Annotated in this window: 25 protein-coding genes; 10 read left to right on the top strand and 15 right to left on the bottom strand. The window is 45.7% G+C overall.

Going from position 1 to position 24,339, the window contains the following annotated elements:
* Nucleotides 1-114: 114 nt before the first annotated feature.
* From folB to Q4Q49_RS03010, 4 genes are all read left to right on the top strand, one after another.
* Nucleotides 115-465 carry a dihydroneopterin aldolase gene (folB, locus tag Q4Q49_RS03025; protein WP_311998601.1) on the top strand — a complete coding sequence of 117 codons (351 nt, stop codon included), beginning with the start codon at nt 115-117 and terminating at the stop codon, nt 463-465.
* Nucleotides 466-534: 69 nt separating this feature from the next.
* The gene (gene folK, locus Q4Q49_RS03020; RefSeq protein WP_311998600.1) at nt 535-1,038 is read left to right on the top strand and encodes a 2-amino-4-hydroxy-6-hydroxymethyldihydropteridine diphosphokinase; all 504 of its coding nucleotides are present in this window, start codon (nt 535-537) and stop codon (nt 1,036-1,038) included.
* Between the two features lie 18 nt (nt 1,039-1,056).
* Nucleotides 1,057-1,857 carry an undecaprenyl-diphosphate phosphatase gene (locus tag Q4Q49_RS03015; RefSeq protein WP_311998599.1) on the top strand — a complete coding sequence of 267 codons (801 nt, stop codon included), beginning with the start codon at nt 1,057-1,059 and terminating at the stop codon, nt 1,855-1,857.
* A 116-nt stretch (nt 1,858-1,973) separates the two neighbouring features.
* Nucleotides 1,974-2,816 (top strand): putative RNA methyltransferase, encoded by an 843-nt coding sequence (locus tag Q4Q49_RS03010; protein ID WP_311998598.1) that lies wholly within the window; start codon nt 1,974-1,976, stop codon nt 2,814-2,816.
* Nucleotides 2,817-3,427: 611 nt separating this feature from the next.
* On the opposite strand, the gene Q4Q49_RS03005 is transcribed toward Q4Q49_RS03010, so the two are convergent.
* Nucleotides 3,428-3,694, bottom strand: a complete 267-nt coding sequence (locus Q4Q49_RS03005) for an Lpp/OprI family alanine-zipper lipoprotein (protein WP_006080732.1) — start codon at nt 3,692-3,694, stop codon at nt 3,428-3,430.
* A 233-nt stretch (nt 3,695-3,927) separates the two neighbouring features.
* Entirely contained in the window at nt 3,928-5,178 is a 1,251-nt protein-coding gene (locus Q4Q49_RS03000; RefSeq protein WP_311998597.1) for a multifunctional CCA addition/repair protein, read from the bottom strand.
* Between the two features lie 178 nt (nt 5,179-5,356).
* Here Q4Q49_RS03000 and Q4Q49_RS02995 point away from each other — a divergent pair, with 178 nt between their 5' ends.
* Nucleotides 5,357-7,030, top strand: a complete 1,674-nt coding sequence (locus Q4Q49_RS02995; RefSeq protein ID WP_311998596.1) for an AAA family ATPase — start codon at nt 5,357-5,359, stop codon at nt 7,028-7,030.
* Nucleotides 7,030-8,148, top strand: a complete 1,119-nt coding sequence (locus Q4Q49_RS02990) for a general secretion pathway protein GspB (protein WP_311998595.1) — start codon at nt 7,030-7,032, stop codon at nt 8,146-8,148. The genes Q4Q49_RS02995 and Q4Q49_RS02990 overlap by 1 nt, the downstream gene beginning before the upstream one ends.
* Nucleotides 8,149-8,254: 106 nt before the next feature.
* Here the strand turns inward: Q4Q49_RS02990 and nhaD are convergent, their stop codons facing one another.
* Nucleotides 8,255-9,502, bottom strand: a complete 1,248-nt coding sequence (nhaD, locus tag Q4Q49_RS02985) for a sodium:proton antiporter NhaD (protein WP_311891823.1) — start codon at nt 9,500-9,502, stop codon at nt 8,255-8,257.
* 552 nt (nt 9,503-10,054) lie between these two features.
* On the opposite strand from nhaD, the gene Q4Q49_RS02980 reads away from it, so the two are divergent.
* On the top strand, nt 10,055-10,252 hold the full coding sequence (locus Q4Q49_RS02980; RefSeq protein ID WP_006080737.1) for a hypothetical protein: 198 nt from the start codon (nt 10,055-10,057) through the stop codon (nt 10,250-10,252).
* A 113-nt stretch (nt 10,253-10,365) separates the two neighbouring features.
* Here Q4Q49_RS02980 and hemL read toward each other — a convergent pair whose 3' ends face one another.
* The 3 genes from hemL to Q4Q49_RS02965 all read right to left on the bottom strand — a co-directional run bounded on the left by hemL (nt 10,366) and on the right by Q4Q49_RS02965 (nt 14,692).
* Nucleotides 10,366-11,658, bottom strand: a complete 1,293-nt coding sequence (hemL, locus tag Q4Q49_RS02975; RefSeq protein ID WP_012088581.1) for a glutamate-1-semialdehyde 2,1-aminomutase — start codon at nt 11,656-11,658, stop codon at nt 10,366-10,368.
* A gap of 26 nt (nt 11,659-11,684) precedes the next feature.
* A complete protein-coding gene (locus tag Q4Q49_RS02970; protein ID WP_006080739.1) occupies nt 11,685-12,704 on the bottom strand; it encodes an aspartate carbamoyltransferase in 1,020 nt (339 codons plus the stop codon).
* A gap of 263 nt (nt 12,705-12,967) precedes the next feature.
* Nucleotides 12,968-14,692 carry a chloride channel protein gene (locus Q4Q49_RS02965; RefSeq protein WP_006080740.1) on the bottom strand — a complete coding sequence of 575 codons (1,725 nt, stop codon included), beginning with the start codon at nt 14,690-14,692 and terminating at the stop codon, nt 12,968-12,970.
* A 74-nt stretch (nt 14,693-14,766) separates the two neighbouring features.
* Here Q4Q49_RS02965 and Q4Q49_RS02960 point away from each other — a divergent pair, with 74 nt between their 5' ends.
* Complete coding sequence (locus Q4Q49_RS02960) at nt 14,767-15,570, top strand: DUF6776 family protein (RefSeq protein WP_011846148.1); 804 nt, start codon at nt 14,767-14,769, stop codon at nt 15,568-15,570.
* A complete protein-coding gene (gene erpA, locus Q4Q49_RS02955) occupies nt 15,563-15,913 on the top strand; it encodes an iron-sulfur cluster insertion protein ErpA (RefSeq protein ID WP_006080742.1) in 351 nt (116 codons plus the stop codon). Before Q4Q49_RS02960 ends, erpA begins: the two co-directional genes overlap by 8 nt.
* 128 nt (nt 15,914-16,041) lie before the next feature.
* Here erpA and Q4Q49_RS02950 read toward each other — a convergent pair whose 3' ends face one another.
* From Q4Q49_RS02950 to Q4Q49_RS02930, 5 genes are all read right to left on the bottom strand, one after another.
* A complete protein-coding gene (locus Q4Q49_RS02950) occupies nt 16,042-16,491 on the bottom strand; it encodes a hypothetical protein (protein ID WP_259569188.1) in 450 nt (149 codons plus the stop codon).
* Nucleotides 16,492-16,516: 25 nt separating this feature from the next.
* Complete coding sequence (locus tag Q4Q49_RS02945; protein ID WP_006080744.1) at nt 16,517-16,897, bottom strand: DUF2750 domain-containing protein; 381 nt, start codon at nt 16,895-16,897, stop codon at nt 16,517-16,519.
* A 163-nt stretch (nt 16,898-17,060) separates the two neighbouring features.
* On the bottom strand, nt 17,061-17,756 hold the full coding sequence (gene aqpZ, locus Q4Q49_RS02940) for an aquaporin Z (RefSeq protein WP_311998594.1): 696 nt from the start codon (nt 17,754-17,756) through the stop codon (nt 17,061-17,063).
* Nucleotides 17,757-18,186: 430 nt separating this feature from the next.
* Nucleotides 18,187-19,296, bottom strand: a complete 1,110-nt coding sequence (locus Q4Q49_RS02935; RefSeq protein ID WP_311998593.1) for an anhydro-N-acetylmuramic acid kinase — start codon at nt 19,294-19,296, stop codon at nt 18,187-18,189.
* A gap of 20 nt (nt 19,297-19,316) precedes the next feature.
* Nucleotides 19,317-20,723 carry a peptidoglycan DD-metalloendopeptidase family protein gene (locus Q4Q49_RS02930; RefSeq protein WP_259562092.1) on the bottom strand — a complete coding sequence of 469 codons (1,407 nt, stop codon included), beginning with the start codon at nt 20,721-20,723 and terminating at the stop codon, nt 19,317-19,319.
* A gap of 126 nt (nt 20,724-20,849) precedes the next feature.
* Between Q4Q49_RS02930 and tyrS the strand changes: the two genes are divergently transcribed.
* On the top strand, nt 20,850-22,043 hold the full coding sequence (tyrS, locus tag Q4Q49_RS02925; RefSeq protein WP_259558745.1) for a tyrosine--tRNA ligase: 1,194 nt from the start codon (nt 20,850-20,852) through the stop codon (nt 22,041-22,043).
* A 195-nt stretch (nt 22,044-22,238) separates the two neighbouring features.
* Here the strand turns inward: tyrS and Q4Q49_RS02920 are convergent, their stop codons facing one another.
* The 4 genes from Q4Q49_RS02920 to Q4Q49_RS02905 all read right to left on the bottom strand — a co-directional run bounded on the left by Q4Q49_RS02920 (nt 22,239) and on the right by Q4Q49_RS02905 (nt 24,287).
* Nucleotides 22,239-22,667, bottom strand: a complete 429-nt coding sequence (locus tag Q4Q49_RS02920) for a hypothetical protein (protein WP_006085051.1) — start codon at nt 22,665-22,667, stop codon at nt 22,239-22,241.
* Between the two features lie 126 nt (nt 22,668-22,793).
* Nucleotides 22,794-23,285 carry a nuclear transport factor 2 family protein gene (locus Q4Q49_RS02915; RefSeq protein WP_006080750.1) on the bottom strand — a complete coding sequence of 164 codons (492 nt, stop codon included), beginning with the start codon at nt 23,283-23,285 and terminating at the stop codon, nt 22,794-22,796.
* Nucleotide 23,286: 1 nt separating this feature from the next.
* The gene (locus Q4Q49_RS02910) at nt 23,287-23,913 is read right to left on the bottom strand and encodes a trimeric intracellular cation channel family protein (RefSeq protein ID WP_006080751.1); all 627 of its coding nucleotides are present in this window, start codon (nt 23,911-23,913) and stop codon (nt 23,287-23,289) included.
* A complete protein-coding gene (locus Q4Q49_RS02905; protein WP_006080752.1) occupies nt 23,910-24,287 on the bottom strand; it encodes a DUF2721 domain-containing protein in 378 nt (125 codons plus the stop codon). The genes Q4Q49_RS02910 and Q4Q49_RS02905 overlap by 4 nt, the downstream gene beginning before the upstream one ends.
* Nucleotides 24,288-24,339 lie beyond the last annotated feature (52 nt).

Here is a 24,339-nt window from a genome sequence, read left to right as displayed (position 1 = left end):
ACTGTGGATTGACTCGAGTAGAAAGTAAATTAGTTATCTGTCAGAAGATTGCGGATTATACAGCTAGGATCGCTTTTAGCTTATCAGACCTCATAGTCGTTAGTTGGAGAAAGCATGGATAAGGTACTTATACGGCAATTACGCATTGATACTGTGATTGGTGTCTATGAGTGGGAAAAGAAAATCCAGCAGAGCCTGTTATTAGACTTAGACATGGCGTGGGATAATAAACCTGCCGCAGCGACGGATGATTATCAATATGCGCTGTGCTATGAGACAGTTTCCAATCGATTAACCCAACTTGTTACTGAGCATCCAATCGAGTTAATCGAAACGGTTGCCGAGCGAGTGGCCGATTGCCTACTTCAAGAATTTAAAGTGACTTGGGTGAAAGTTGTGGTGATGAAGCCTGGAGCAGTCGCAACGGCAGCTTCGGTTGGCGTCGAGATTGAACGTTCACGTTAGATGAGTAGTTGATCAACTGCGCTGTTGATTGAGAAACAGTGTTTATCTTCAGATAAATCGGACATTAGCATGGCACGTATTTATATCAGTCTGGGTAGCAATATCGAGCCTGAACAGCATCTGCAAGCGGGATTAATTTCGTTACGAGCGTGTTTTGGGCCACTGCGCCTTTCTTCTATGTATGAAAGTGAAGCGGTAGGTTTCAGTGGCACTAACTTTTTGAATATGGTTGCTAGCGCAGAAACGGATCTTAATATAGCGGCGGTAGTTGCACAGTTTAAGCAAATCGAGCAGAATCACGGCCGGCTTGCCGGGGCGAAGAAATTTAGCCCAAGAACCTTAGATTTAGATCTGCTGCTTTATGACCATGTAGTATGCCAAACACCTGTTGTGCTGCCCCGTGCTGAGATAGTCAATAATGCCTTTGTGTTATGGCCATTAGCCGAGTTAGCGCCGGAATTGATTCATCCCGTGGTAGATAAAAGCTATGCAAGTTTGTGGCAAGAGTATGATAAAGATTCACAGCGACTTTGGCCTGTGACGTTTGAATGGCCCCCAGGGCTGACGTTTTAATTTATTGATAGGATTGTCATGGATACGTTTCAGGTCATTATTTTAGCGCTTATTCAAGGGCTAACCGAGTTTTTACCTATTTCTAGTTCTGCCCACTTAATTTTACCCGCACAGCTTTTAGGTTGGGAAGATCAAGGTTTATCCTTCGATGTGGCGGTGAATACAGGTTCGTTATTTGCTGTGGTGATTTATTTTAGACACGAGTTATGGACTATGTTTAATGCTTGGATTGCGAGCATTTTCAGAGGTCAACAATCCGAAGACAGCAAGCTGGCGTGGTGGATTATTTTGGCGACCTTGCCAGCGGTGTTTTTTGGTTTTCTGGCAAAGGATTTTATCGCGACTCATCTACGTAATGCTGAGGTTATCGCGGTCACGACAGTGGTATTTGGTTTATTGTTGTGGTGGGCCGATAAGATGTCGCGCCGCGATTTAACGGTTTATCAGACTGGCTGGCGTAAAGCCTTGTTAATTGGTTTCGCGCAGGCACTGGCCTTGATCCCAGGGACTTCGCGCTCTGGTGCCACTATGACAGCGGCGCTGATGTTAGGCTTGAGTCGTGATGCTGCGGCCCGCTTTTCATTCTTAATGTCAGTGCCTGTGAGTTTAGGCGCGGCGATTTTAGTGGGTAAAGATCTGGCGAAAAGTGAGCTTCCGATTGATTATCAAGCGTTAATTCTAGGGACTCTGATTTCGTTTGTTGCAGCCTATGCCTGTATTCATTACTTCTTAAAAATCATCAGCCGTATGGGAATGACCCCATTTGTAATCTATCGTTTAGCACTGGGTGCCATCTTGTGTGGATTTATCTTCTTGTAGTTACACGAGTTTGGTCATCATAGGCAGATAATAAATAATAGAATCGGGTCATGTACCCGATTTTTGTTTTTGGAGCTTCCTCATTTTCTGAAGCTTAACTCATTTTGGAGCTTTATATGGGTCTCGAATATCAGTGTCCAACCTGCGGACTTGCGTTAAAACAACACAAAGCCTCCCAAGGTTTTTATTGTGTTAATAAGCATCACTTCGATCGAAATGAGCAAGGATATTGGGTTTTTACTAAACCACAACGTCAAAAGCCGACTGGTGATACGCGCGAGCAAGTTAGAGCTAAGCGTTTTCTGCTCGAATCAGGCATCTTTTCGCCTTTAATCGATAAACTGGCTGAGATAATCACTGGATCTATTACGCCTGATGCTTGTTTATTGGATTATGAATGCGCTGAGGGCTTCTTCTTGCGTGCTTTAGCTTCCAAGCTGGCTGAGGTCGAAAATCCGCTAAACGTCCAGTACGTGGGCGTAGCGGACGCAGAAAATGCTATTTTTGCTGCAGCGAAGGCGCAGACTCCTGGGATCTTGTGTTTAAGTTCCTCTAAAAAATTACCCTTTGCCGATAATTGTGTGGATTTTATTACTGTTATTGATCGGCCGTTAAAGGGAAAAGAGTCTGTTAGGATATTGAAAGACGATGGGACCATGTTACTGGTTATGCCTGGGCCACGACACCTATGGCAACTCAGGGAATACATTTATTCTGACTTAGTCGAAAAGCCTTTCAAAGTGAATTTACCCTCAGCATTATCGGTAAAGGAGACTCAGTCACTGAGCTTTACCTTATCTGTTACTGGTGAACAGGCATTAACGCTATTGGATATGGCACCTTATGCATGGCGGGCAAATGACAAGATGAAGCACGATATTCAAGCTAATCATTTTGAGTCGCTGGAAATTGACTATGTATTAGTCTTAGCACATAAACGTGTAAGTGAGTTGCTATAGGTTAAAATCTGCAGTTGATGCGGTTAATTTTAAACCAATTCATAGGCTTAGTTCGATGGTTTTTAGATGCTTTAAAAGGCTATATTACTCAAGTCTATGATTCTGTTTGACGTTTTTATGTTGTTTTTATGTTAGATAGGCCGAAGGTGTTATTATTTTTAACTTTAGGCCTATTTGTTCTGTGACAAATACAACTTTCTTATTGCCTTTGTTTCCCATGTAGCCTCGATTTTTGTCAATAGTTTTTCTTTAGAAGATCCATATTATTCTTTTATAAAAAACATTTTTTAAGATAAGCGAGGCTGACCTTTAAGAATGCTTAAAAGTTTTAATGAGAAGCTTAGATTAATAACGAAGGTTTTAATTAAAAGATGAATGGGATCCGTTTATAAAGGCGCATACGAACGTTAACTTTTTTAAGGGGATTGGGGGTGGGCTTTAAAGATGCGTTTGGAAATTTAAAGTCAATTTAGCGCTTTTGTATTAGTGGGCTGACAATAATGTATTGAATGACAGGTATAAAAAAAGGCTTAGATTGATGTGCTTATCGCTTTCATCTTTTTTAAGCCTTTTGTCTTAACTTACTAAATAGTAAGCTAAATTACCTTTCATTACTTCTTGTAACGAGAAGCAACGTTGTCTAAACGGTCGTTTGCGCGTTTAGCTTCTGCTTGTGCGTCCATAGATGCAGCTTTTGCATCTTTAACGTCTGCAGACAGTTTGCTTTGCTCTGATTTCAGAGAACCAACATCAGCTGACAATTGATCAACTTTGTTGCCCAGAGTTGCAACGCTTTCTTCCAGAGCAGTAGTGTTCGCGCAACCACCTAGTAGGGCAGTCATTGCTAAACCAGCAATCATCAGTACTTTTTTGTTCATTGTAAAAAATCCCTTAAAATAGGTTGGATTTGAATGTTTCGTTACTTTGTAAGCGAAACTGCCTAATTATGACATAGCTATTTTAATTTGCTACGAATATTAATGTGTTTAACCACTATAGGCATATAAATTTTTTTTAAAAGCTTTTTTTATAAGTTATATCGACATTTCTAATCGTAAAGGAGGGTATTTTTCACTATAAAGTGATGCGGCACTTACAAAGTCTTTACAAATTATCGTCCATCCTTCCCCAATGTAGTTTGCATTTTTTGTTTAAACTGACTGACCGCTTCTATCCGACGTAAATTTAACGCCTGCTTTATCTCTGCGCCTTGGAAACCTGCGGCAATAATGGCGGCAATATCGACATTATTGGCGGCAAGGAAGCATTGAGTTAAATATTCACCCTGAGGGTAGGGGGTGTTTTCAAATCCTGTGCGACCACGCATATCGGCGGTGCAGGCTAATATAAGCTGCGTTAATCGCTCTGGCTTACGCCAAAAGTCAGCTTTATCGAATATTTTTACGATCGTTTCGGCTCTAAGCTCGAAGGCCTGATGAACGTTCTGATGTTGGTCACTGACCAGTAAGGCCAGATCGCGGGTTTCGTTCGGCACTCGTAAGCGGGTGCAGAGCGCTTTTATCAGCGGCAAGCCCTTTTGGCCGTGACCGTGATGTTTAGGTAAATGCGCTTTTGGACTGAGGGCTTTGCCTAAGTCATGTACGAGAGCGGAAAAACGAACACTTTTATCCTCAGTGAGAAGTGCGGCTTGGGCGAGCACCATTAAAGTATGCACACCAGTATCAATTTCAGGATGCCATTTTTCTGGTTGAGGAACGCCAAATAAGGCAAATATCTCGGGAAAGAGTACTTCAAGGGCGCCGCATTGGTGCAGTACCTCAAAAAAGATCTCTGGGTGAGGTCCGCCTAAACTTTTATCGACTTCTTGCCAGACTCGCTCCGCTGTTAACGCATTAAGTTCATTGCTTGCGCTAATTTGGCGCATCAGTGCCAGAGTTTCTGCGGCAATGTGAAATCCTAAGGCATGAAACCTTGCGGCAAAGCGGGCGACACGCAATACGCGAAGCGGATCTTCAACGAAAGCATCCGACACATGGCGCAATAGGCGCGCGTTAAGATCCTCAATGCCATTAAAAGGATCGTATAAATTGCCCTTTTCATCTTGGGCGATAGCATTGATGGTCAGATCTCGGCGCAACAAGTCTTGTTCTAAAGTCACATCGGGACTGGCATGGCAGCTAAAACCACCATAACCCAGTCCAATTTTTCGTTCTGTTCGGGCTAACGCATATTCTTGTTGGTTTTTAGGATGCAGAAATACTGGGAAATCTTTACCGACTTGGCGGTATCCCAGTTGCAACATTTGTTCTGGAGTCGCACCAACGACGAGGTAATCTTTGTCCTTGATAGGGAGATTGAGCAGGCTGTCACGCACAGCACCGCCGACGAGATATATTTTCACAGGCAAGATTCGGCTAATGTGTCATAAACATAGCTTATCATGCCCATTAAGGTGATAGATAAAGTCGTCGCGAGATATTTGCGCACTTATGTGTCACATTGATGTTGCGGATATTTTGACAATAACATTGGGACGCTTTAACGTGGGGCGTTATTTTTAAATTAGGATGATTGGTGGTATGTACAAGGCCTTTTACGGACTCAGCGATAACCCTTTTTCGATTGCACCCAATCCCCATTATTTGTTTTTGAGTGATAGGCACAGAGAGGCGTTGGCCCATTTAACCTACGGGTTAGGGGAAACGGGCGGCTTTGTGTTGCTAACAGGGGAAGTTGGCACGGGTAAAACGACGGTATCTCGCTGTTTACTTGGGCAATTGCCCGATAATACCGACACCGCATTTATCCTTAATCCATCGCTAACAGAGCTCGAGTTGCTCGCCACGCTTTGCGATGAACTTAAGATTGCCTACGGAGACAATCCCACACTCAAGCAGTTGACCGACCACTTGAGTCGTTTTTTATTGAACAATCACAGCAAAGGTCGTAATACCGTGCTCATTATCGATGAAGCGCAGCATTTACGCCCTGAAGTGCTGGAGCAACTGCGCCTTCTGACTAATCTTGAGACGGACACTAAGAAGTTACTGCAGGTCATTTTAATCGGTCAGCCAGAATTACAGCTGTTATTGAAGCGCCAAGAGCTGCGTCAGTTAGCCCAGCGGATCACCGCTCGCTACCATTTATTACCGCTAAATGAAGATGAAATCGCTCTTTATGTGTTGCATCGCTTGCAAGTCGCGGGACGATTTGAACCTTTGTTTACCCGCAAAGCCGTTAAGGTGTTGCAAAAGTACAGTGGCGGCATCCCTCGATTAATTAACCTCTTATGTGAACGCTCGCTGATGGCGGGCTATGCGCAATCGCGGGTGCCCATCGATCATCATATGGTGAGACAAGCTGCGGCTGAAGTATTAGGTGAAGAGGAGCCGACTCAGAATAGGTATCTTTGGCCGACAGCAACCGCTGCGGCGTTATTTGTCGCTTTTGGTGTTTCCTATTGGCTATTTACCGACAAGCCTGTCAATGCCGCATCAGCGTCTAGTATGGCCCTTGAGTCAACGTCAGCAAATGTTGCTGCATCAAACATTCAAGCTTTGAGTGCGACCGAAGGAATCAGCAAGTTAGTACAACCCGTAGATCAGCAAAGCAGTCAGGTGTCTATTCCAGATCCCAATCAGCGCTTACTTAATGATGCGATTAATCAGAGTCGCGATATCGATACTGCCTTTGCGGGTTTGTTTAGCGTTTGGGGCAAAGTACCGTATAAAGGTTTAACCGCCTGCCAATCTGCGGTTGAGCAAGGATTGTCTTGTTATCAGCAGCAGGGTAACTGGATGTCACTGACTCGGCTTAATTATCCAGCCGTGGTGTATTTGGTTGATGATAACCAACAGGATTTTTATGGTGCTGTGATTGCGGTAGATGGCGAGCAGTTGCTGATGCAGTTAGGTGAACAACAACTTTGGGTAGATAGAGCTTGGTTCAATCAACATTTCAGTGGCACCTTCGAAATCCTGTGGCAAGCACCGAATTTGCCTATGATGGATATCAGTCAAAAATCGAGTCCAGGTCAACTGCAATGGTTAGAGAATGCCTTAGCCCATGTGAATAATCGCAATACTCGCAGGGTCAATCAATTCGATGTGCAACTGGAAAATGATCTTAAAAGCTTCCAAAGTCAGCATGGTTTAAAAGCCGATGGTATTGCCGGAAATCAGACATTAGTGAGATTAAATTTGTATTTAAGTCAGCAAGGTCCACGTTTAACCGATAATGGGGTGCGCAGCTGATGTCCATTTTACTCGATGCCGTGACCCGTAATAAACAACAGCAACAGTCGCCTTTACCCGATGCAGTGATGACGCCAAGGGCGAATTACCCACAGCCACGTAAATCTGGCGTGCCGATAGGCAAGCTGTCCTTACTTGTCGTCGCAGTCGCCGCCGGAATTGGCGTCGCTTGGGGATTAAGTGTTTGGGACCAAACTCGACATATTTCAACCGAGCATGCTTCAACTAATAATGTGGCAGTGGCAAAGGTATTGCCACCAACTGCATCTTCATTACCAGCTTCGACAGTGGCTAAAAGTGAGCTTCAGACTGTCTCGACAGAATCGGTTGCTCAGCCGCAATCTGAGGGCAGTGCTAATACCGGTGTTCGACTCGCAGGCAAAGTGGCGCTGCCTCGGGCACAGACTTTGCCCGAGTTAACTGCATCATCGCAATATCAGGGCGGGGCAGTAGCAAACTCGGCTCAGGCTTTTAGCGCGAATATGAACAGCAATGCTGCTCAAAGTTACAATGTTCCTAAAAATAGTGTTCCTAACAACAGCGATCCGAATAATAGCGATTCCAGCTACGGAGACTATATGTCGACGTCAGCCCAAGTGGACGCAGCAAGTCGCGAAGTAGCGTCTATGTCTACAGACACGCAAACACAGCAACCTATGATGTTAGGTGCTAATGCCAATGAGTCGGGTCTTGCGAGTCTTGAGGCGCTGCGTCAGCAAGTGAGTGCGGCGGCGGAAGATGTCGGTTTAGAAACCAACAAAAGTCGCGATGAAGATAAGTTAGTGGCTTCCTTTCAAAGTGCGTTAAAGGATGTGGAATACACCAATGCGGCGGAGACGAATGTCACTGAAGCAAAATTAGATCCTATTCCTAAAACGGCTGCAGATGATATCCCGAAATACGGTCAACTACCTGCCGGGCTGCAATTACAAGTGCCAGAATTTAATATTGTCGCCCATGTTTATTCCAGCGATCCGACCCAAAGGTGGCTGAATGTGGACGGTGCAGAGTTACAGGAAGGGGATATGATTGTGGGTAAGCTGAAGATTATCTCCATTCGTCCGCGGGACATAGTATTAGATATTCAAGGTACCCAGTTTAAAGTGCCTGCAATATAATCTGGCTTTACGATGAGTAAGGCTAGCGGTTATCTGTGCTAGTCATAGCTAAAGTAGAAATGAAAAAGGCGCCTAGGCGCCTTTTTTGATCTTAATGAATCTCAACTTAATCAAACAGTCTGTAAGCTAAGAATAGGGTCAGTGCGTAACCGACGCTGTAGCAAAGGAAAAGTGCTGGAACGTATTTTAAGTAACTCACAAACGTCAGTTCTTTCACTTTACTCATGGCTACAATACCCGATGCTGAACCGATAATCAGCAGTGAGCCACCTACGCCAACGCTATAGGTTAAGCCAAGCCATTCAGGGGTATTTAGCACTGGGCTTGCTTTTAACAATGCCGCCGTTAATGGCACGTTATCAATCAAGGCTGAGCCGATACCTGTGACGAAGTTAGAGATGTTTGGATTAAACATAGTATAAGCTTCGGTCAGCATGTCTAAGGTGCCGATTTCTTTAAGCATACCCACGAGCAGTAAAATACCTAAGAAGAACAACAGGGTGTCGTATTCAACTTGGCGAATATACTCAAGGATTTTAATTTCTTCTTTATCGCTACGCGTGGTGTGGCCAATCAGGAACATGATTGACAGACCTGTTAGGAAGGTCAGCACTGGCGGGATGCCAAACAATATGTTCAGTAACATGGTCATCAAAATCGTGCAGAAAAACACGAGGGCAATCATCACATCAACGGTTTGATAGGTGTGCTTGATGGGCGTCGTGCTCACCACGCCTTCGGCTTTAAGTGAGAACAGGGTCGCCAACAAAATCACGCTCACGGCCGATGGAATAAACAACATCAGCAGTTCGGACATATGCACATGGCCGCCTAAGAAGATCATCAATGTTGTCACATCGCCGGTGATCAAAGCGACACCGCCTGAGTTCACTGCGAAGATAATCAACACTGCCATTCTGCGGCGCATTTGTTTGTCGAGTTTAAAGGTGGTTAATAAACCTAATGACACTAACGTCGCAGTGACGTTATCACAAAATGCCGAGAGCACGAGTGCAAACAGGGCAACTTGGATCATCAACATGCGCACCGACACTTTCTGCGGGAACAGCTTTTGCACCATGATTTGGATCATGCCTTTAGCGTTCAAATACGCGACGAAGGTCATGGTCGACATCAGAAAGAGCCAGAGTGTGGCAATTTCGAGCAAATTTTCATTGAGTTGATGGGCAACGAGTTTCTCGTGGGCCGGTTCTCCAGCAGCCATAAACAGCGCTACCCAAGAAATACAGCCAAAGAATAAGGTGGTTTTTGCTTTATTAAGGTGGGTCACTTCTTCGAAAATAATACTGAGCAATGCGAGCACGGCCAGTATGATGAGAAAGGTATTTAACATAACTGCAATTCCAACTGCTGTTTTAATGTCGTAGGGCGACTTGAGTCAACCTAAAGATTGAGCATATCAAGGCTGAATTAAGCCAGCCGTGTTAGCGCGTGCGGATCAGAACATAATGGGCTAAAGAACGCAACTGTTAGCTGTGACTCAATTTGCTGCTGCTTTGTGATGTTGATCTCATGCTTTTTGGTAGCAAACTGGTTTTATATATCGGTACTTTGATTTTTGTTAGTGTGATTGACTATATTGTTTGATTTGATTACCGCGTTAAAAGTGAGATCTACGATTAAAGTCTAAGCAGTCAGTTTGTCGATCCTTCAATTAATTTTTTGTTCAGGAAGAGATCCATGAATGCTGAGGCCAAAGTGGAGTCGTTTTTCCACACTTTCCCCTGTTATTGACCTCAATGGCTTAATTGATTCGCGTGTCACAAAAATGTCTTTGCCAAAATCTTGACTGGATACAAAGTGAGCGCTATCTTGTGGCTGTTTTCTTATCTGGGCACAGGATGTTGTGTTAACACGGGATGTTGTGTTTTTGGAGTAGATGTAAATGACATTTGTTATTCGGAGCCTTTTGCTTTTAGGCTCACTGGTTTGGTTAACGTATTCGGGCAAGCAGCTTATTGCGCTGGGTGTGATGAGTCAGCCTGAGCTCGCCATTGAGCATATCAATTTGACCATACAGCTGGTCGTGGCAGCGATAATATTTAAATCGGCTTTAGGTTCTAAAAAGTCTGATAGCTACTAACGTTAAACAAAGCTAACTGAATCGAAGTAAGGCTAGCTAAATCTCAGTAAAGCAAAGGGACGCTATTGCGTCCCTTTGTTATTTTTAAGGTGCAGTAACCCTAAAATCTAGGTTTAGCTTGCCGCTTTCATGCTCGCTAATACGCGGTCAGCCGCTTCTAAGGTCAAGCGCATTTCTTCTTCGCCATGGGCCATAGACAGGAAACCGGCTTCATAAGCGCTAGGTGCCAAGTACACGCCTTCATCTAACATGCCGTGGTAGAAAATACGGAACTGCTCAATATTACATTGGGTCACTTGGTCAAAACGGGTGATTTCCGGTTGTTCTGTGAAGAAGAAACCGAACATGCCGCCAACATAGTTGATCGCCATTGGAATACCGTGCTTGTCAGCTGCCGCTTTAAAACCTTCTGCAATACGTTTGGTTTTCGCGCTCAACTCTTCGTATAGACCTTCTTCACACAGGGCTTCCATTTGCGCCAAACCTGCTGACATCGCAATTGGGTTACCAGATAACGTTCCCGCTTGGTAAACCGGACCCGTAGGCGCGATAAACTGCATCACATCTTTACGGCCACCGAAGGCCCCTACTGGCATACCGCCACCAATCACTTTACCGAGTGTGGTCAAGTCAGGTGTTACGCCGTAGTAACCTTGAGCGCCGCTTTGTGATACGCGGAACCCTGTCATCACTTCGTCGATGATCATTAAGGCACCGAACTCGTCACAAATATCACGCAGACCTTGAAGGAAACCTGGGATAGGTGGAATGCAGTTCATGTTGCCAGCAACGGGCTCGATGATGATGCAAGAAATGTCAGTTGGATACTGCTCGAACAAAGTTCTTACAGAATCTAAGTCGTTATACACTGCCGTTAAGGTGTGCTTGGCGAAGTCTTCAGGAATACCGGGTGAGCTAGGTTGGCCTAAAGTTAGAGCGCCAGAACCTGCTTTAACTAATAGACAATCCGCATGGCCGTGGTAACAACCTTCGAATTTTAAGATCTTGTCACGATTAGTAAAACCGCGTGCTAAACGAATGGCGCTCATAGTGGCTTCCGTACCTGAACTCACCATACGCACTTGCTCGATAGAAGGCACCATAGAGATGACTTTCTCGGCCATTTGCACTTCAAGCTCAGTTGGTGCGCCAAAAGACAAGCCATTTTCCACCGCCGCTAATACTGCAGCACGGATTTTAGGGTGGTTGTGGCCGAGGATCATCGGGCCCCAAGAACCGACATAGTCGATATAAGCTTTGCCATCGGCATCGTAAATATAAGCGCCGTTTGCTTTTTCAATAAACAGTGGCGAACCGCCTACACCATTAAATGCACGAACCGGAGAGTTAACGCCGCCGGGGATGGTTTTTTTAGCCTGTTCAAATAGCGCTTCGGAACGGGTCATGTTTAGTCCTTAAAGTCTGTAGCCAACTAGCGATCGGCTTTACGTGAATACCAATTAACCGGACACTCATATTTTTCGAGTTGATGATCAACGCCGAGTGTCAATGCAAACAAAGCCATGCGAATTAACAGCCCATTATCAGCCTGTCTGAAGATGGCGAGATTAGGGTGGCTGTTCAAATCATTATCTAACTCATTGGCTTGCGCGCGTGAATCCCTTGGAAGCGGATGCATAATGACAGTGTTAGATTTGCAATGCTGAGTGTAAATACTGCGATTTAAGCGGAACTTGCCGCGATACTTATTCGCTTCTTCCTGTGAAGGGAAGCGCTCTTCCTGAATGCGAGTGAGATACAGAATATCTGCTTTATCTAAATGGCCTTCAAGCTGGTCGGTTATTTTGATGCTATGGCCAGCATTTTCAATGTCGGAGATCACATAATCAGGCATCGCTAATTCAGCAGGTGAAATCAGTGTGAAACTGATGTTCTTATACATGCAGAGTAAGCGTGATAGTGAATGCACGGTACGGCCAAATTTTAAGTCGCCGACCATTGCTATGTGCATGCCATCGATACCGCGGCCGGCACATTTGAGTTCTTTTTGGATAGTGTATAAATCGAGTAGAGCTTGAGTCGGATGTTCGTTCGAACCATCGCCACCGTTGATCACTGGGACGCGGCTGCCTTCGGCAAACTCTTTCACTGAATAAGAGTCTGGATGGCGCATGGCAATCACATCGGAATAAGTGGATAACACGCGCGCCGTATCGTACAGGGACTCACCCTTAGATAAAGACGATGAAGCCATACCTGTGGTTTCACGCACATGGCCGCCAAGTAAGTTAAAGGCACAGCCAAAACTTACGCGGGTACGGGTACTGGGTTCGAAAAACAGGTTACCTAAAATGGCGCCATCGAGCACATTATTGCGCTTCTCTCGAAGTGCATAGGGCATCATACGGCTAGCGACATTAAAAATAGTTTGGATTGAGTCAAGATCTAACTGGTTTACGGAGAGGATATGGGATCCTTCGAACTGATTCATCAGCCTGTTTTCCAATTTGCTAGGGGGCATTTTAAGCTGCGGTATCGCGCTTATCTGCCCTGATGTTATGTAGGGTGGCTGAGGCGCGATTGTAGCAGAAGCACAGGGGCAACGAAATAGCCACATTGCCACTGTGTTAGATTTTTGCGATGAAGCCCAAAGCTTTTAATCTGCTGCCTTAGGTTTGGCATCGATATTAGGTTTTGCATCACTATCAGATTTTAAATTGATATCAGGTTTTAAATCGATGTTGTTAATTGGCACTAGGCTTGCCCTAAGCGAATTTCCTGTTGCAGGTTCGACCAACTGATCACTCCGACCACGTTATCGGGCGTATCTTGATAGATAAACACCTCACCGCTGCGCTTGGGTGACAAGAGTAAATAGGCTTCATTGAGCGTAGTGCTGTCGCTTAAGCCTTGCATGGGATGGCGCGATAGTGTGGTACTGTCATCGTAGGATTGCATTTCAAGGCTGAGCATTTCGATAACGCCATCGGCATTGCGAACCAGCACAGGTCGACCTTCGGCCCGTTTAAGCACTTCGAGTAACAATTCATCGTTGTTGTTGACGATAACAAAGCGTTTATCCATCAAGGCTCGCACGCCTTTTTTCTGCAGCGCTAAATTTACTGGCGCAACTTTATAGCCTAGCCCCATGATTTCTAATTGTTTAAAGAAAATAGAGTTAGTCTTAAAGCCTTGATAGGCAATCAAAAATGCGGGAATAGTCACAAACATCGCCGGCAGGATAATACTGGCATCATTGGTCATTTCTAGCAGGGCGACTAACGCCGCCAGCGGCGCGCTTAAGCACACGCCCATCATGGCCGTCATGCCGATCACAGTGTAAAGCCCTACATATGGAGCGATCGACGGGAATAAGATGGCGCTGATCAGCGCCAAAATAGCCCCAAGCAGCGCGCCGATGCCATAGAGTGGACCAATCAAACCACCTGGAATACCTAAGCCAATCGCTGCAATAGTGGCAATGATTTTGGCAAATAATAGGGCGATTAACAGCAACAGGCTTGGATGTTGACTAATGGCTTCGCTAATGGCGAGATCGCCCGTGCCAAGGGCTTGTGGCAACACGAGACCGATTAGTGTGGTGACACTGCCCGCCAATAATAGTCGGTAGATGAGTGGCCAGTTTTGCCCCGTCGCGGTGACTTTTAAGAGTGAGTAATTAAACAGCGCCGCAGCGCAGCCCAATACCACGCCGCCGATGGCGAGAATTGGGTAGTGATCTAAGGGAATGTGGATCACTTGAATACGGTCAAATTCGTGCACATTACCAAACACCAGTTGGCTTGAAACCGCGCCACAAATCGCGGAGAGCATAATCGGGAAGAAGTAATGGACTTTATATTCGCGGACAATCACTTCGAGAACAAAAATCACTGCCGCCAAGGGCGCGTTAAAGGTCGCGGCAATCCCTGCGGCAATGCCACTGGCGCACATAATACGCACACTATTATCGGGAAGATTGAATTTTTCGGCGAGAAAACTGGCACTGACAGCGCCCAGATGAATAGCAGGGCCTTCGCGGCCGACGGAGAAATTGGTGCCGAGGGCGAATAATGCTTGAAAAAATTGCCCTACGGCAGATTGCAGCGGAATTTTACCGTAGTGCAGTTTAACTCTATGTAACACATAGGCTATTCCCATACGCTTATAACGTTTGGAGCCTAGCTTAGCCACAATCCAAATTAATATTGCGCCTAAAAGTGGTAACAGGGCTCGCCAGTCGGCGACGTTCCCCGTAAAATCCAGCGCCTGTATTTGGGTGTAATGATTGGCCCAAACGAGCAAGAGTCGAAACAGTAAGATCACGCAGGATGCGAAAATGGCAAACAGCAGTGCCAGTATGCACAGTTGTGCACTGATCCTCGCTTGGGATAAATGGTCACGTAGCTCATTAGTTAAATACTTTTTGGCTGTGACTATGGCATGTTGAATAGCGACTTTATTTATCGTTAATTGCACTGCATTGGCCTGAGTTATATTGTATCGAACTCGTTCTTGAGTTGATTGTATTTTATATAAGGGGCTGTTACCTAATGCCAAATTATCATCGTTGGCTAGATCGGCTGCAAGTGATGGATCTCAAGTATCGTCCATCTTCAGTGTATTTATCGCTTTTAGTGTTAGTTTCTATTCTTTTTGGGGCGTGGATAAGTTTTCTGCTACTAAGCAGTGATGAGCCCGTGGTTAAACACATCAGCAGCAAAGCCCAACGTTTGAGTGCTGAATTAGAAACACAGACCCAATTACTAGCGACCCGAAATCTAGAGCTGTCCGTCGAGCGTGAGGCTAACGCCCAAATGCAAGATATGTTTGGCCAGCAGATGAAAAAGCAAAAAGAATTGGAACATGAGCTGGCGTTTTACCGTAGCATTATGACACCGGATGATAATGCCGAAGGTGTCGCCATCCACGGACTTGAAATGACGCCGGGCGTTTTAGCCGATGAGTACAATCTCAAACTGGTATTAACTCAGCTGCAAAAGCGCAAGCAAGCGATTCAAGGTCGAGTCGAATTGACATTAATTGGCGTACAGGAGGGTAAATCCGTTAGCTTGAGTGTGAACAAACTCACGGGTTCTAAGTTGGAATTTGATTTTCGCTATTTTCAGGTCATAGATACCAAGGTCACTGTTCCTGCAGGCTTTAGTTTACAGCAAGTGAAAGTCAAAGTGCTGGTGCCTTCGAGCCGCTGGACCAAGAATTCGCAGACAGAACATGTCTATAGTGCCCCTGAGTTATTACAGGGTGAAAAAGAACCACGGGTAATACTTGAACAAAACAGTCAGGTAAAGGATAATTTGCCCCAGAAAACTGATGTAAGAGGTAGTAATGACTGATCAAGCTGATACAGCAATGCCAATCCAATTTACCGATGCGGCAGCCGCTAAGGTGAAAGGTTTGCTGGAAGAAGAGCAAAATCCTGCACTTAAGCTACGAGTCTATGTGACTGGTGGTGGTTGTTCTGGATTTCAGTACGGCTTTACCTTTGATGAAAAGGTCAATGACGGCGATTTTACGATAGAAAAACAAGGCGTCCTCTTAGTTGTCGATCCTATGAGCCTACAATATTTAGTCGGTGGTGAAGTGGATTACACTTCAGGACTCGAAGGTTCTCGCTTCTTTGTGAAAAACCCTAACGCAACCACAACTTGTGGCTGTGGTGCCAGTTTCTCTGTATAAAGATTGTCTCTGTGTAAAGAGTTTCTCTATAAAGACTGCTCACTTAGCGCTTTTAAGGTGTGAGGTGAGATCAAAAAAGCCGTCGTAATGACGGCTTTTTGTTGGGCAAAATTCAGTATGCTACGAACTTAACTCATGATGTTCAGGTTAAGCTTAGGTTTAAACCACGCCTTTACCTTTTTATCAAAAGCGACCCAGACTTGCAGCAATGACAAGATGATTAACGCGATAAAAATCACATAGTCAGGCAGTTTACCCTGCCATTCACCTAAATGCACCGTCGTCGGGCCTACCACTAAATTGCCGGGATCGTACATGATCACTGGCAGCACGCTAATCAAGCCAAGCTGCACGACTGTGTAGCCACGCAGCATGATAAGCGCCGCCTTTTGTCGACCAATAATGGCAATCACCATCAAGAGTGTCAGTAGACAAAATAACACGCCTTGTTTAGCGACTAAGCCGCTCACGGACGCAACAACATACACTAGCAGCAGGGCAATCAGTCGTTTGGGTAAACGTGAACTCACGGCCGCGTCAGCCTTAGGTGTCGGTATAGCCGATTCTTGCTCGCTCATAGACATTCTCGCTTAGCGATTGATATTAATGGCTTTGCTTAGGCGCTAATCGTTGATCTAACTCATAAGGTGGGATAACCACACCTAAATCATCTAATACTGGGAACACGGCAACGAACAGGTCGTCATCTTCCATGCCAGGCACCCATCTTTCGTGAAATTCATCGAATGGGATCGCTAATGTTTGGCAATCACTCCACTCATCCACAGCCCAAGATTCAGCCGCTTCTTCGGTTGGCCACATTGGAATGCAATCTTCTTCTTCAGTGGTCAGCATTACGCAACCGTCTTGGTCTTGTAATGTCCAAAGAACTTTATGTTCTTTGACTTGCTCAACGAGGTAATCGTAACGGGCTTCTGGCGTCATTGCTGCTGTCTCAGCGAGGGTTTTAACAGTCTTGCTCATGAAAAATATCTCTTTTGCTTGAATAGGGCGAAGCCTGTCGTGCCGCTAATGAAAAACCTAGGGCACAGCAAAATTCACCAGTTGGCTAAATGGTAACATTAGAGCGGGATTAGAAAAAGAACAACAGCGCCAAGAGGGCGCTGTTGTGTTAGATCTTGGGTGTTTATTCTGCCGCGCGGAAGTAGCGATAGATAAAGCCTGCCAAAATGGCGCCGACAATCGGTGCTACCCAGAATAACCACAGTTGCGATATCGCCCAGTCACCGACAAATAACGCAGGACCTGTACTGCGAGCAGGATTTACCGAAGTATTGGACACTGGAATACTGATAAGGTGGATCAAGGTTAAGCCTAGACCTATGGCAATCGGGGCAAACCCTTTTGGCGCGCGTTCATCGGTGGCACCTAAAATAATGATCAAAAAGAACAGTGTCATAACGATTTCGCAAATCATGACCGACAGCATGCTGTAGCCACCCGGTGAATGTTCACCAAAACCGTTAGAGGCAAATCCACCCGCAAGTGAAAATCCTTCCTGTCCAGAAGCAATAAGATACAAGATGCCCGCGCCTGCAATCCCGCCCGCAACTTGGGCAATGATATAAGGCAGTAACTCCGATGCGGGAAAACGTCCACCAGCCCAAAGGCCGAATGACACCGCTGGGTTTAGGTGACAACCTGAAATATGGCCAATTGCAAACGCCATAGTCAGAACCGTTAAGCCAAATGCGAGCGCGACACCGAGTAAACCTATGCCTACCTCGGGAAATGCTGCAGCAAGTACCGCACTGCCACAGCCTCCAAGAACTAACCATAAGGTGCCAAGAAATTCCGCCGCCATTTTTTGTGACATATTCATTGATTGGTTTCCTATTATGTTAAAGACACTTGTTTGTTAACGAGTGCGTCTTTATTCCTTATTGACCTGTCTATTGGCGGATTTTGTCTGAGTGAGCAAAATCGCGCGCGTGACATGAGTTCCCTTAACAGCAGTTTTTTGTCGAACGCTTGTGAGGCAATGACCAAGTGTTTGAGTTGTTTTAGAGCAATATTCAGCATCAGCTTCAATATAGTGAGATTTGATTAAGCTTCAGTGACGGAGTTATTTACTCATACTCTGTTGCTACCACTATCAGTCATTAATAATAGATGGCTTTAAATGGGTTGCTGATTTTCTTGATTAATTTAGGCTGGAAGAGGGGAAATCGATACGTTGAGGGGTAAAGACAGCAAGAGCTTCATGTAGAAGCTCTTGGTGAGGTTATCGCTTGATCTTTTGAGAAGGTAAATTACTTAGCGCTAAATCTTCCGCCGAGTACAGCTTCGCGGGAGGCGCCAGTGACAGCTGGGAGGTTGGCGTGTAAGCCTAAGTGGTTACGCATGGCGAGCCACGCGAAGGCGATGCCTTCAGCCCATTTAGGGTCGACGCCAAGGGCTGAGGTGGTATTTAAGGTATATCCTGGCAATAGGACGGCAAGACGCTGCATCAGTTGGCCGTTGAACGCGCCGCCACCACAGACGTACAACTCCCCTTCATTCGATAATTTAATCATATCGCGGGCTATGCTGTGGCAGGTTAAATCCAATAACGTCGATTGGATATCTTCTTCATCTAAATGATTAAAGGGCGATAATTGCTGCTCTAACCAAGCTTGGTTAAACAGCTCACGGCCGGTGCTTTTAGGGTAAGCAAGGGAGAAATACGGGTGCGAAAGCAGTTGAGTTAACAGGTCTTGGTCGGTTTTGCCGGACGCAGCCCATGCACCATCTCTATCGAAGGGTTCACTTTTCACCTGCTGGATCCAAGCATCGATCAAGGTATTGCCAGGTCCCGTGTCGAAACCCAGTACTTGGTCACTGTTGCCCGGTAAATAAGTAATGTTGGCTATGCCGCCAATATTTAAAATGATGCGTTTTTTACCGACTTGAGCAAAGGTTTGCTGGTGGAATGCTGGCACTAAGGGCGCGCCTTGGCCACCTAGGGCAATATCTTTACGGCGAAAATCGGCAATCACATCAATACCGGTTTCGGTCGCAATAGTATTCGGGTCGCCAATTTGCAGGGTAAAGCCGACTTCAAGGTTTGGCATGTGGCGCACGGTTTGGCCGTGGCTACCTATGGCGATAACCTCTTCTTTGGCAATGGCGCATTTGGTGAGTAGATTATTTACTGCTAAAGCAAACAGTTCACCCACATTACGATCTAAACGGCCAAGGCGGTTAATTTCATCTGTGCTGGGTGAACAAAGGCGCTGTAGGCCTTTGAGCAAATGGCTCGGTATGGCTTCGGTATGGCTGGCAATAAGCTGCGGCTGCGCGCCAGAAAAGTCGACCAATACGGCATCGACACCGTCCATGCTGGTGCCTGACATAAGTCCAATATAATAAGCGTTTTTCATTGGGAGGAATCCGTCCGTCGTTATTGCATTGCCAATTGCGTTTGCTTGTTTTGCGAAAGTGTAGTCATCAATTGCTGGCTAAGTGCATCGAATTGATTTTTTTCTTTTCTCGCAATCGATTCGGCTTTAGGTAGCGTTATGGTTCTTGGGTTGCGGTGGACGCCATTGACGATAAATTCGTAATGCAAATGTGCACCCGTGACGCGCCCCGTTTTACCTAAAGTACCTATGATTTGCCCTTGCTTAACGCTGGCTCCTTTGCTGACGTTGCGCTTAGTGAGGTGAAGATATTTGGTGGTATAGGTATCGTTGTGTTTGATAAACACATAGTTACCGTTGAATTGATTGTAGCCCGCCTCGATGACGCGTCCGCTACCCGCCGCTTTAATGGGCGTGCCAATGGCGGCGACGTAGTCCACACCGCGATGGGCTTTGACTTGGCCCGTTACTGGGTGCAAACGTCTTGGATTGAAGTTTGAGCTGACATATTTAAAATCGACTGGCGAGCGCAAGAAGGCTTTACGCATACTAGTGCCATTCTCGGAATAATAGTTACCGTCGGTATAGCGAATGGCAGTATAGCGCTCATCTTGGTTTACAAATTCTGCGGCTAAGATATTGCCGTTACGCAAAAATTCGCCATCGGCATATTCTTGCTCATAAATAATGGCAAAGCTGTCGCCTTCGCGTAAATCTAAGGCAAAGTCGATATCCCAGCCGAATACGGTCGATAACTGCATGATCTGGTTTGCATTCATGCCTGCATCGACGGCAGCGTTCCAGAAGTTGCTCTTAATCTTAGCGCTGGTGAAATGGCTGCGGATTTCCACATCCTTCTCGGAGATTTTTTCTTGGTATTGATTTTGATTTTTGGTGATGATGAGCGTCGAAATCGCATTCACGCGATAACGCACTTCGGTCAAATCACCATTTATATCTTTCGAAATCACGATTTCTTCGCCCGGCATAATCTTAAGTAAATTTTGCTTGGCTAAGGGGAGTTGGGTGATTTCATACACGTCTTTACTGGTTAACCCTGCGCGATCAAATACCGCGGCTAAGGTATCACCATTTTTCACGTTAAAATGTTCAACGTCCCTGTGATGGGCACTCTCTAAGGATTCAGTGGCTGGATTATTAGCATCACCCGCGGCAAGCGCGTCGGTTGACGATAATGGCGTAGCATTTGTGGACGCATTGTCTGTTTGGCCCTCTAATAACTCAGGACGTTCAGGCGAGCGAAACGCTAAAGGCACATCATAACGGGTATTGATTTGAGCTTGGTCATCTATGCTGGTGGTTTGTCTTGAAGCTTGCGCTTCTTCAGAAGGTAGTAGCATGGTTATCATAGTGATAACTGAAAGAATGCTGAGGAGAATTTGATGCTTTTTAGGCAACAATTTAAATAACGTTATAACCTTTCCCATTGACGCCGATACCGATAACCAGAGACTTAAATAATCCCGTTAGTGTACACACTTTCAATTGTGGTGGCTAACAAGTAACATAAGTCTCTTCATTTTATGATCATGGCCTTAGGAGTCCCTGCCGAGATGGCTGATTTAGACCAAGTATTAGCAGAAATTAGACGTGGTACCGATGAGATTTTACTCGAAGCGGATCTGCTGGAAAAACTCAAAGAAGGACGTCCACTCCGTATTAAGTTAGGCGCCGATCCTACCGCTCCGGACATCCATCTTGGACACACAGTAATCTTAAATAAATTAAGGTTATTCCAAGAGTTAGGTCATGAAGTCATTTTCTTGATCGGTGACTTTACCGGTATGGTGGGTGATCCAAGCGGTAAAAACAGTACGCGTCCACCGTTAACCCGTGAACAAGTATTAGCGAACGCAGAAACCTATAAAGAACAGGTTTATAAGATACTTGATCCAGTTAAAACCCGTATCGAATTTAACTCAAGCTGGTTAGAGCCATTGGGCGCAGCGGGGATGATCCGCCTTGCTTCTAAGCAAACTGTGGCTCGTATGATGGAGCGCGATGACTTTAAGAAGCGTTATGCCTCGGGCCAATCTATTGCTATCCATGAGTTTATGTATCCTTTATTGCAAGGTTATGACTCAGTTGCGCTGCAGGCCGATGTTGAGCTGGGTGGTACAGATCAAAAGTTCAACCTGTTAATGGGCCGTGAACTGCAAAAAGCGGAAGGCCAAAAGCCACAAGCTGTGATCATGATGCCGCTGCTCGAAGGTTTAGACGGCGTGAAGAAAATGTCTAAGTCGGCGCACAACTATATTGGCGTGAGTGAACCTGCCAACGAAATGTTTGGCAAGCTGATGTCGATTTCGGACGACTTAATGTGGCGCTACTTTGAGCTGTTGTCATTCCGTCCACTGGCTGAAATTGAGCAGTTTAAGCAAGATGTGGCAAATGGGTCTAACCCACGTGACATTAAAATTGCCTTGGCGAAAGAAATCATTACACGTTTCCACGATGAAGCGTCTGCACAAAGTGCGCACCAAGCCTTTGTTGATCGCGCTAAGGGCATGATCCCTGACGATATCGACGCTGTCGAGTTAGTGGCGGGTGAAGGTCTGGCGATTGCTAATCTGTTGAAAGATGCTGATTTAGTGGCGTCGACTTCAGAAGCCATGCGGATGATCAAGCAAGGCGCAGTGAAGATGGACGGCGAAAAGCTAGACGATAGCCGTATGATCTTGTCTGCTGGTACTGTCGCGGTATTCCAAGTCGGTAAACGCAAGTTTGCCAAAGTGACTTTAGTGTAAGTAGCTTTAGTTTAAGCCGCTTTAGTTTTAGTGACTTTGTTTAAGTCACTTTAGTTCAGATGACAGTGGTTTACCTGACTCTAGTTTGACTTACAATGGTTTAAGCCATTGTCTATTAAATGAAAAAGTCGTTAAACGAACAAAAAGAGCGCCTTAGAGCGCTCTTTGTTTTTAAGTCTGTTTTACCCCATAAGATTAAGGCGCTGTGTTGGCCTCATGCTCGGCGATATTACATCTGTCGGTGCCAAAGTGTTGCCCACCACTGCATTTCCACGCCAGTTGCGCCGAACTCACCTGCCATTGTTTAGCATTCTGCTTCAAGGAAATAATCAACAGCATTTGTGGATGTTGCTTGGAGAGCTCGCTCACCTGATAGGTCAAAATGCTGTCTTTATTGGTTTGGGTTCGCACTAAGGTAAATTTGTTGCCTGCGTATTGGCTGCTGATCTGACTTGGGTCTTCCGACCAGGGTTGATGTTGTGCCTGAGCGACACGCAGTTGCTGATTAAAATGACTCACTGGCTGAACGGCGTAGGACACGATTATGGGCTGTAAGGCTTGTGCTTTGGGAGCCAGCATTAAGCCATTAAGGGCGAGTAGGGCTATCAATCCAAAAAACTTCATACAAACCTCATTGAAACGAAACGACTCAGTCAACCTATCGAAGGCAAAACACTCAGTGGTATTGACTCATTGTTAGTTTCGACCCGTTTTTAGGGATCAAGTTTCAAAGACAGCTAAATTTTGTGACTACTGCATCGCTAATTGGTCAGACATGGTCTGGTAATCGATAAGATCCACATGCTCAGTCACCCTATGGTTGAGCATATCGAGTTTAAGACTCGTGACGCCAGGAATCGCTATGTCGATGATTTTGCCAGGTTTGCCGAATTGTTCACCGGGTCCCTTGAAGTGATAGTTACCTATCATCACCACTAAAGAGCCGGCGTTATACATATGTTCTATGTTGAAGTCGTACTCGAGCACGCCCTCATGGGCGCGCTCGAGAAAGTCGATGATAAAGCGGCCGCCAGTGTATTTACGGTTGGCGGTTTTGTCGAAGAAGACGCTTTCGCGGTTATAGAATTTTCTGAGTGTCTTGTAGTCGTGTTCGGTTAGCGCATTCATGTACTTGACGGCTAACTGCTGTTCTTGTGGCATTTCACCTGAGTTGGCTTGCGCCGCTGCAGGATTGAGGGCTGGAACAAAAATGAGGCACAAAATAAGACACAATATTCGCAAACTATTCCCTCTTGGTTTTGAGATCAAAGGCCGGTAACGACAGATGCCACTTGATGGCGCTTAAGCGGATAAATAGAGCACTGGTCATCGCCAGAAACAGCGCCGTTTTCTCGCCCATACCGTAGGCTAAACTCACGGTATAGCCGATACCACCTATGATTGAAGCTGTGGCATAGACTTCTGTACGTAACACCATAGGAACTTGTCTGCACAGTAAGTCTCGAATAATGCCTCCTCCCACGCCTGTGATCAAGCCCATTACCACGGCAATCATGCCACTCAAGCCCATGTTGAGGGCTTTTTCGGCACCAATCACAGTAAACAAGGCTAATCCAAAGGCATCGGCGACCGGCAAAATATATTCAGGCACCTTGCGAGGCCGACGCACTAACAGCAAACAGGCGAGCACAGTTGCGAGGATCACTATGATGTAATTGGGATCGCGGATCCAAAACACAGGTGTTGCGCCAATTAAGGCATCCCGAATACTGCCGCCGCCCACAGCGGTGACCGAGGCGAGCACTATGACGCCAAAGGGGTCCATTCTATGACGCCCCGCGGCGAGTGCGCCAGATAGCGCAAATACAGCGGTACCCCATAAATCAAAAAAGTAGATCCACTGGCTCATTTACTCATCTCTTTGATATGGATATTTAATGCGTCCACAGAGATGCGGATTTCAATCACAGATAAAATCAGTGAATAGAGCAGCAGTAGCAGGCTAGCGCCGAAGATCACTGAGCCAGTTTTATTAAAGCCGACATAGATGAAAATCATGCACAGTACGCACAGGGCAAAGCTCGATACGCCCGCTTCTTGCATACGACGAATAATGGTAATGCGCTGGCTCAGGTTTTTGATTTGATCTTTATGTACGGGTTTTTCACCACTGCTTAAGCTTCGGATTAATGCCGCGAGGGCAAAAAAGCGATTGGTATAAGCAAGTAGTAACAATGAGATAGCAGGAAATAACAACGCAGGGGTTGTTAATGAAACATGCATGTTTTCGAGCAAGATAGTCAGCCTTTAACTTCACGTTGAGATAATGCGGCAT

Origin of the sequence: Shewanella sp. SP1S1-7 (assembly GCF_031932105.1) — a bacterium.
Taxonomy (GTDB): Bacteria; Pseudomonadota; Gammaproteobacteria; order Enterobacterales; family Shewanellaceae; genus Shewanella; species Shewanella baltica.
Note: the sequence above shows the minus strand (reverse complement) of the source record. Positions and strands in the feature narration are given on the sequence as shown.